Here is a 7,998-nt window from a genome sequence, read left to right as displayed (position 1 = left end):
CCCCGGCCGCGCCCGTCACCAGCAGCGTCCCGCCGCGGGCCAGGTCGAGCCGGTCGAGCGCCTGGACCGCGGTGAGCCCGTTCAGCGGCAGCGTGGCGGCCTCGGCGGGCGTGACGCCGGCGGGGGCGCGGGTGACCGCGTCCGCGTCGAGCACGACGTACTCGGCCTGGGCGCCGAGCGGTACGTCGAGCCGATCGGACAGGCCGATCACCCGGTCGCCGGACGCCAGGCCGGCGACCCCGGGCCCCGTGGCCTCGACCACGCCGGCGACGTCCCAGCCGAGGCCGATCACGTCCCTGGGCGGGAGCAGCCCGGCTTCGGCGAGCGCGCCGGAGCGGGTGGCGACGTCGACGGGATTGACGGTCGCGGCCTCGACCCGGATCAGGACCTGCCCCGGGCCGGGGACCGGCACCGGCACCTCCGTGACCTCCAGCACCTCCGGCCCGCCGAAGGAGCGGATGACGACTGCACGCATGGGATCTCCCCCTGTATCTCGCTGGGAAGACCACCGTAGGGAGCGTTACTCTCTTTCAGGGAGTACGTACCTGAAGGTGCGTTTGATACGCAGAGGAGTGCGCATGCCCACTCGCACGGCCGCGCAGCGGCGGGAAGAGGCCAAGGCCGCTTACGACGCCTACCTGGCCACCTGCCCGGCGCGTCAGCTTCTCGACCGGATCAGCGACAAGTGGGTGAGCCTCCTGCTCAACGCGCTGGCCGGCGGACCGCAGCGCTACAGCGAGCTGTCCAGGAGGGTGGCCGGCGTCAGCCAGAAGATGCTCACCCAGTCCCTGCGCGGCCTCGAACGCGACGGGCTCGTGTCGCGCACGGTCACCCCGTCCGTCCCGGTCCGGGTGGACTACGAGCTCACCCCGCTGGGGGTCAGCCTGCTGCCGGTGGTGCAGGCGGTGAAGACCTGGGCGGAGACGCACATCGAGGAGGTGGCCGCCGCGCGCGCGGAATACGACCGCCGCGATTGACCGCCGGTTTATCCCGTTGCGCGTGTAATGCCGGATATGTCAGCGTCTATCGCACTCAATGACTATTACCGGTAAATGGTGTGGAATGAAATATACGGGACTCGCGCTCGCGTTCGTGTCCTCATCGTGTTTCGCGTTCTCGGGGCCGATGGCCAAATACCTCAACGCCGCCGGGCTGACGCCGGTCGAGGCAGTGTGGACGCGGATGGCGGGGGCGGGGCTGCTGCTGGTGGCGGTGCTGGCCGTGGTCAGGCCGCGGGCGCTGCGGATCCCCCGCTCCAGGCTGGCGTTCGTCGGGTTGTACGCGGTCATCGCGGTGGCCGGGGTGCAGTCGCTGTACTTCGCCGCGATCACGCGCTTGCCGGTGGGGATCGCCTTGCTGCTGGTCTACCTGGCGCCGGTGATGGTGGTGGCGTGGGTGCGGCTCGTACGCAGGGCCCGGCCCGCACGGGTGGCCTACGCGGGGGCGGTCGTCGCGGTCGTGGGCCTCGGCATCGTCGTCGAGGCGTGGCAGGAGGTAAGGCTGGACCCGCTCGGCCTGGCGCTGGGATTGCTGGCCGGGGCATGCTCCGCCGGATATTTCCTGATGAACGATAGCTTCGGCGACGAGGTGGACCCGCTGGGCCTCATCGCCTGGGGGATGACGGGCGCGGCCGTGGTGCTGATCCCGTTCGCGCGGCCCTGGGACCTGCGGTGGGAGGCGTTCACCGTCTCCGTCACGCCGTCCGCCGGCGGCCGGACGTTGCCGGTGCTGGTGGCCTACCTGTGGATGGCGCTGATCGCGAGCGTGCTGGCGTACATCCTGGGGGTGCACGCCGTGCGGCGCCTCTCCGCCGCCGTCGGCGCCACCGTGGCGTCGCTGGAGGTCGTCGGCGGGGCGGTGGTCGCCTGGGCACTGGTCGGAGAGACGCTCGGCGTGTTCCAGATCGTCGGCGGGCTGATCGTGCTGTCCGGCGCGCTCCTGGCCCAGACCGCCACCCGCGCGACCCCTGCCGCCGAACCACGCGTCCCCGTCCGCGCCTGGCGCGCGGAGGAGCCGCCTGGCTAATCTGGATGGAGCGTGCGAGGGCGCTGCCAGTCCGCGGGCAGGGATTTTCCCACCTTGAGCACCACATCGACACACCGGACGAGACCGACCTCTTTCCGGCCGAGCAAGCGGGCCTCGGCGACGAAGGAGGTTGTGATGTCCGATCGTCATTTCGAGCTGCCCGCCCATCCGAACCTGGAGTACTACCGCAAGCAGGCCAAGCACCTGCATCGCGCGTACGCGAGGGGCGATGCGGCGGCCGGCGCCCGCGTGGCCGACGTGCTGGGCGACCGGGCCGCCGAGCGGTTCCTGCTCAGCGACGCCCAGTTCGTGCTCGCCCAGGAACACGGATTCCGGACCTGGGCCGAGTTCCGCGCGCACATCGACAGCCGCAGCACCGCCGAGGACCGGCCGGTCTCCCGCCTCCTGGGGATCCGCCCGGGCGCCTACGCCTCGATGGCCGACCGCCTCCTCGACGACCTGCGCCGCGATGACCCGGGCGCGCTGCGACGGTTGCGGGCCTACGTGCCCAGGCAGGCCGCCGCGACCTCCGCGGCCACCGCCGAGCTCCGGGACGCGCGGCTGGTCATCGCCCGGGAGTTCGGCTTCCCGACCTGGCGTGAGCTCATGTCGTTCACCGGGAAATCCCGGGACGATCTCGACGAACTCCAGGAGAGGCGGCGGCGCCTGCGCCGCGAGGCCGAAGCCGTGCTGGCCGGCGACACCGATCGGCTGGCCGGCCTGACCGCCGGGCAGGCCGACACCCTGCTGCACATGCTCGCGGGCCCCGAGACGATCCCCGGCGTCCGGCTCGATGAGGAGCTCGGCGCGCCGCGGGCCGCCGTGGAGGTCCTGATCGGCAAGGCCACCAGCCTGGACGTCCCGCTCATCTGGGCCGCCCGCTCCAACCGGGTCGAGTACGCGCGCCTGCTGCTGGACGCCGGGGCCGACCCCGGCGCCCGGGTCTGGGGCACCACCCCGCTGGAGAACGCCATCCTGCACGGCCACACGAAGGTCGTCGACCTGCTCGCGGGGCGCGGGATCGTCCCGCGGGCGCTTTGGACGTATGCCGCCTGCGGCCGGCTGGACCTCGTGCGGGCCTGTTTCGACGAGGACGGCACGCTGCGCCCGGACGCCGCGCCGTCGCGCCCCGACCTGGCGGACGCCGGCGCCGGCTTCCCGCCCCGGCTGCCGGCGACCGATGACCCGGTGGAGATCGTCGGGGAGGCGTTCGTGCACGCCTGCGAGCACGGCCGGATCGAGGTCGTGCGCTGGCTCCTGGACCACGGCGTCCACCCCGACGTCGCGCCCTATCTCGGGCGGACCGGCCTGCACTGGGCGATCCCGCCCGGCCATCTCGAAGTGGTCCGCCTGCTCCTGGACCGCGGCGCCGACCCGTCCATCCGCGACGACCTCTTCCAGGCCGACGCCGACGGCTGGCTGCACATCTTCCACGCCGCCCACCCGCACGATCCCGTCACCCAGCAGCTGCACGATCTGATCGGACCATAGTTCCGGATAGGCGGCAAGCTGCTCCGACCGGGTCGGCCAGCGCTGTCGCGCGCCTCCGAAGTTGCCAAACGGAACCATGTTCCCTATCGTTATCGGAACACGGTTCCGGTTGCTCGCGGGAGCAGCCGCGTGTGTTCGCCGCAATGGAGGAATCAGGATCATGCAGAACCGCACTTTGGGCCGCACGGGTGTGCAGGTCAGCTCCCTCGTGCTCGGCGCGATGAACTTCGGCCAGATCGGGCGCACCACCCAGGACGAGGTCACCGCCATCGTCGACGCCGCCCTCGAAGCCGGGATCAACGTCATCGACACCGCCGACTGGTACAGCCTCGGCGAGTCCGAGGAGCTGGTCGGCAAGGCCATCGCCGGCCGCCGCGACGACATCGTGCTGGCCACGAAGGCGAACCAGCCGATGGGCGACGAGCGCAACCACCAGGGCAGCTCGCGCCGCTGGCTGGTCACCGAGCTGGACAACAGCCTGCGCCGCCTCGGCGTCGACCACGTCGATCTCTACCAGATCCACCGCTGGGACCCGCGCACCAGCGACGAGGAGACGCTGTCGGCCCTGACCGACCTGCAGCGCGCGGGCAAGATCCGCTACTTCGGCTCCTCGACCTTTCCCGCGTACCGCATCGTCCAGGCCCAGTGGGCCGCGCGGGACAACCACCTGAGCCGGTACGTCACCGAGCAGCCCAGCTACTCGATCCTGCAGCGCGGGATCGAGACGCACGTCCTGCCCGTGACCGAGGAGTACGGCCTCGGGGTGCTGGCGTGGAGCCCGTTGGCCTCGGGCTGGCTGTCCGGCGCGGTCCGCGCGGGCCGGGAGATCGCCACCAGCCGCTCGACGGTCCTGCCGGAGCGCTTCGACCTGTCCGTCCCGTCCAACCGGGCCAGGCTCGACGCGGTCGAGCAGCTGGCGAAGGTCGCCGACGAGGCCGGTCTGACGCTGATCCAGCTCGCGCTCGGATTCGTGACCGCGCACCCGGCCGTGACCAGCGCGATCATCGGCCCTCGTACGCTGGATCACCTGCACTCGCAGGTCGCCGCCGCGGACACGGTGCTGTCCGCCGACATCCTCGACGCCATCGACGCGATCGTCGCGCCGGGCACCGACCTCGCCGCCCACGAGAAGTTCGACACTCCGCCCGCCCTGCTCGACCCGGCGCTCCGCCGCCGCTGACCGCACGGGCGGCGAAGGGGCCTGCCGCGCCTGGTCGTCAGGGGGTGTAGGTTCGCAGCTCCGGCACCGCCCATGCGATCGCCGCCACGGTCACCGTGGTGAGCAGCCCGCCGGCGCAGATCACCACCCGGGGATCGGCGATCGAGGCGGCGGGCCCGTGCAGCAGGTTCGCGATGTGCGGGCCCCCGAAGAGGACGACGGTGAGCGCGCCCTGGATCCGGCCGCGCATGGCGTCGTGGGTGTGCGCCTGGGTGATGGCGTTGCGGAAGGTGCTCAGCACGAAGTTGACCGCACCCCCGGCGACGAGCGCCGCCAGCGCGACCCACAGCTGTGCGGCCAGCCCGAGGACCACGACGGTGGCGCCCCACGCCGCCGCGGCCGCGGCCATGAGCGCACCGTGGCGACGGGCGCGGGTGAACGTACCCGACAGCAGGGCGGCCGCGACCACCCCGGCCGGATAGGCGGCGTAGAGCAACCCCAGCTCCGGGCCGCCACCGGCGGGCCCGCCGTAGGCCTGCCGGGCAAGCTCGGGGAACAGGGCCGTCGGCATCCCGAACACCATCGCCGCGAGGTCCACCGCGACCACCGCGACCAGCAGCCGGCTGGCTGCCAGGTAGCGGAAACTGGCCAGGACCTGGCCGGCCGTGGGGCGAGGCCGGCGGCGCGGCCCGGCCGGGTGCGGGGGCAGCGGCGGCAGCCTCATGACGGCCCACACGACCGCCAGCAGCGCGACGGCGTCGAAGAGGTACAGCGTGCCGAGCCCGACCACCGGGATCAAGGCCCCGGCCAGCACCGGCCCCAGGACCGATCCGGCATAGCGGGTCAGGGACGTGAGGCTGTTGGCCGCCGGTAGCAGCTCGACCGGGACGAGGCGGGGCACCGCGGCCCCCATCGTGGTCATGATCGCCCCGAAGGTCACCCCCTGGCAGGCGACCAGCGCCATCAGGACGGGGACGGACCGCCCGCCGAGCACGGCCTGGATCCAGAAGGTCGCGTACGTGCACGCGAGGCCGCTGTGCGCCGCCAGCAACACCCGTCGCCGGTCCATGACGTCGGCGAGGGCGCCGAACCACAGTGCCGCCACCACCAGTGCCACGAACGACACCGCACCCGCGACGCCCACGGCCGCCGAGGAGCCGGTCACCGTGAAGAGCTGCGCCGGCACGGCGACCACGCTGAACGAGCCGCCCGCCGCGCAGACCGCCGACGCCACCCACAGCCGGCGGAAGGCCGGGACGGCCAGCGGGCGGCGATCCATCGTGAAGGAGCCGAGCGATCGCACCGTCGATGTGATCATCGTCCGCCGCCGTCCGCCGGGGTCTCCAGGCTCACGACGTCGGCGACGACGCAGGCGACGTTGTCGGGGGCGCCGGCCGCGTACGCCAGCGCGACCAGCTCGTCGAGCACCTGCTGCGGCGCATCCGGCCCGGTCAGCACCTCGCGCAGCGACCCTTCCGGTACGACGGCGGACAGCCCGTCGGAGCACAACAGGTAGCGGTCACCGGCCCTGGCCCCGTGCAGCGACAGCTCCGGCCGGGCACCGCCGGTGCCGGTCAGCGCCCGTGCGAGCAGCGAGCGCTGCGGATGCGAGGCCGCCTCCTCCGGGGTCAGCCGTCCCTCGTCGACCAGCGACTGCACGTATGTGTGGTCATGGGTGATCCTGAACAATCCGCCGTCGCGCACCAGGTACGCCCGGGTGTCACCGATGTGCACCAGCGCCAGCCGGGAGCCCGACCACAGCAACGCGGTGAGCGTGGTGACCGCCTCTTTCGACTCCGACGAGGCGGCGATCTCCCCGATGGCCCGGTCGGCCGCACCGACCGCGTCGGCGAGGGCGCCGAGCAGGTCCTCGGCCGACACGGCCAGGGTCTCCAGCGGTTTGAGCGCGTCGATGGCCGCCGCGCTGGCGAGGTCACCGCCCGGGCCGCGGACCCCGTCGGCCACCGCCAGCAACCGGGGGCCGGCGTAGGCGGTGTCCTCGTTGCTCGTGCGTACCAGGCCCGACTCCGACCGGGCGGCGTAACGGATCCCGAACACGGTCGCCGTCTCTTCCACGGTGCTTCCCCTCCCCGACAGGTAGTCGACGAGGAAGGTGGCCAGCCGGCCGCGGGCGGTGGTTTCGGCCAGCACCTGCTCCCAGTAGCCGGCGAGCTCTTCGGCCGCCGCGGGCGCCGGCAGGTCGCACACCCGCCGGATGCGCGCCAGCGGCATGCCCAGCCGCCGCAGCCAGGCGATCAGCCGGGCCCGCTCCAGCTGCGCCGGGTCGTAGAACCGATAGCCGGACTCGCCGTCCACCGCGGCCGGACGCAGCAACCCGAGCTGGTCGTATAGCCGCAACGCCTTCGGCGACAACCGGGCGGCTCGGGCGAACGCCCCGATCGTCAGCAGCCGCACCACTCCTCCTCGTCCCGGCCGCCGCGGCCGGTGACGACGATGCTGCGGCTTCACCCAAGGGGAAGGTCAACCCGGCAGCAGTGGGACCCGGCCCGGCCCACGCCTCCTGCGCGGGAAGGCTACCCGCTCCAGGGTGACGAGCGGGGTCACGAGCAGGGCCACGACCGGCGCCCGGCGAGGTGGGGGCGATCAGCCCCGCGATGCCGCCCACGCCCACCACGCCTCCCGCCAGACCGACGAGTGTCAGCTCTCCACTCGCGGCGATGTTGGAAACGAGGTTCACAGCTGCTCCGACCACCATCAGGATCCACAGCACGACCCGCAGCCCGGAGCGCCGGCGCCGAGGTCGCGGAGGGTGCAGGGGCCGGAAGCCGGCAACCGAGTGGATGGTACAGACCGCTGTAGTACGTCCGTCCCCTGCCGGGCAGGGAGGTGGGCGACCGCGCCGATCCGGCCTTCCTGGTGGTCGCGGTATGTCGCAAAGGTCGTTCATGGAGCAGAATGATCGTGTGACGGAGGTCATCAAGGCCGAGCAGATGCCGGCGACCGTGCGAGCGGCAAGGCTCATCATGACCATTGAGGTGGCCTTCGGCCTCGTGTCGCTCGCCATGATGATCGGTGTCGCAGCCGCGGACTTCAGCCCCGGGTTCCTCCTGCTGATCCCCTGTGCCGCCTTGTTCCCGGCGCTCATGGGCTGGGTGCTGTCCCGCTGGCCATCGCGCCGGAAGTATGTCCGCTGGAGCGCCGTCGCCGTCGATGTGGCCGCGTGCGGCCTCTATGTCACCACGGCCGCGATCCATGATGATCTCGATTGGGTCGTCCTGCTGTCTCCGAGCACGTTCCTCCCCGTGGCGGTCGTCATCGTGATGCTCACCCCCTCGGCAGGACGCTGGTTCGCCCGCTGACCT

8 protein-coding genes are annotated in these 7,998 nt (G+C 72.4%); 5 read left to right on the top strand and 3 right to left on the bottom strand.

From position 1 onward, the window contains the following. On the bottom strand, positions 1–475 hold a 475-nt coding region (locus ETD85_RS37830), incomplete at its 3' end, for an alcohol dehydrogenase catalytic domain-containing protein (protein WP_170247060.1). A gap of 103 nt (positions 476–578) precedes the next feature. Between ETD85_RS37830 and ETD85_RS37825 the strand changes: the two genes are divergently transcribed. The 4 genes from ETD85_RS37825 (at position 579) to ETD85_RS37810 (ending at position 4,696) form a co-directional block, all read left to right on the top strand. Next, positions 579–977 (top strand): winged helix-turn-helix transcriptional regulator, encoded by a 399-nt coding sequence (locus tag ETD85_RS37825; RefSeq protein WP_138694635.1) that lies wholly within the window; start codon positions 579–581, stop codon positions 975–977. Between the two features lie 85 nt (positions 978–1,062). Further along, positions 1,063–2,025 carry an EamA family transporter gene (locus tag ETD85_RS37820; protein ID WP_138694634.1) on the top strand — a complete coding sequence of 321 codons (963 nt, stop codon included), beginning with the start codon at positions 1,063–1,065 and terminating at the stop codon, positions 2,023–2,025. Positions 2,026–2,160: 135 nt separating this feature from the next. Further along, positions 2,161–3,516, top strand: a complete 1,356-nt coding sequence (locus tag ETD85_RS37815) for an ankyrin repeat domain-containing protein (RefSeq protein WP_138694633.1) — start codon at positions 2,161–2,163, stop codon at positions 3,514–3,516. 160 nt (positions 3,517–3,676) lie between these two features. Then, positions 3,677–4,696, top strand: coding sequence for an aldo/keto reductase (locus tag ETD85_RS37810; RefSeq protein ID WP_138694632.1), 1,020 nt, complete (start codon positions 3,677–3,679; stop codon positions 4,694–4,696). A 37-nt stretch (positions 4,697–4,733) separates the two neighbouring features. Here ETD85_RS37810 and ETD85_RS37805 read toward each other — a convergent pair whose 3' ends face one another. Next, positions 4,734–5,993 (bottom strand): MFS transporter, encoded by a 1,260-nt coding sequence (locus tag ETD85_RS37805; protein ID WP_138694631.1) that lies wholly within the window; start codon positions 5,991–5,993, stop codon positions 4,734–4,736. Beyond that, positions 5,990–7,090 (bottom strand): MerR family transcriptional regulator, encoded by a 1,101-nt coding sequence (locus tag ETD85_RS37800; RefSeq protein ID WP_138694630.1) that lies wholly within the window; start codon positions 7,088–7,090, stop codon positions 5,990–5,992. The genes ETD85_RS37805 and ETD85_RS37800 overlap by 4 nt, the downstream gene beginning before the upstream one ends. A gap of 509 nt (positions 7,091–7,599) precedes the next feature. Here ETD85_RS37800 and ETD85_RS37795 point away from each other — a divergent pair. Beyond that, entirely contained in the window at positions 7,600–7,995 is a 396-nt protein-coding gene (locus tag ETD85_RS37795) for a hypothetical protein (RefSeq protein WP_138694629.1), read from the top strand. The last annotated feature ends 3 nt before the right edge of the window (positions 7,996–7,998 follow it).

This window comes from Nonomuraea zeae (assembly GCF_005889725.1).
Taxonomy (GTDB): domain Bacteria; phylum Actinomycetota; class Actinomycetes; order Streptosporangiales; family Streptosporangiaceae; genus Nonomuraea; species Nonomuraea zeae.
This window is presented reverse-complemented; position numbering and strand designations above follow the sequence as displayed.

Bases quoted from the DNA above. Each gene is read 5' to 3' on its own strand.
- ETD85_RS37825 (WP_138694635.1), top strand. From the start codon at position 579: ATGCCCACTCGCACGGCCGCGCAGCGGCGGGAAGAGGCCAAGGCCGCT.
- ETD85_RS37820 (WP_138694634.1), top strand. From the start codon at position 1,063: ATGAAATATACGGGACTCGCGCTCGCGTTCGTGTCCTCATCGTGTTTC.
- ETD85_RS37815 (WP_138694633.1), top strand. From the start codon at position 2,161: ATGTCCGATCGTCATTTCGAGCTGCCCGCCCATCCGAACCTGGAGTAC.
- ETD85_RS37810 (WP_138694632.1), top strand. From the start codon at position 3,677: ATGCAGAACCGCACTTTGGGCCGCACGGGTGTGCAGGTCAGCTCCCTC.
- ETD85_RS37805 (WP_138694631.1), bottom strand. From the start codon at position 5,993: ATGATCACATCGACGGTGCGATCGCTCGGCTCCTTCACGATGGATCGC.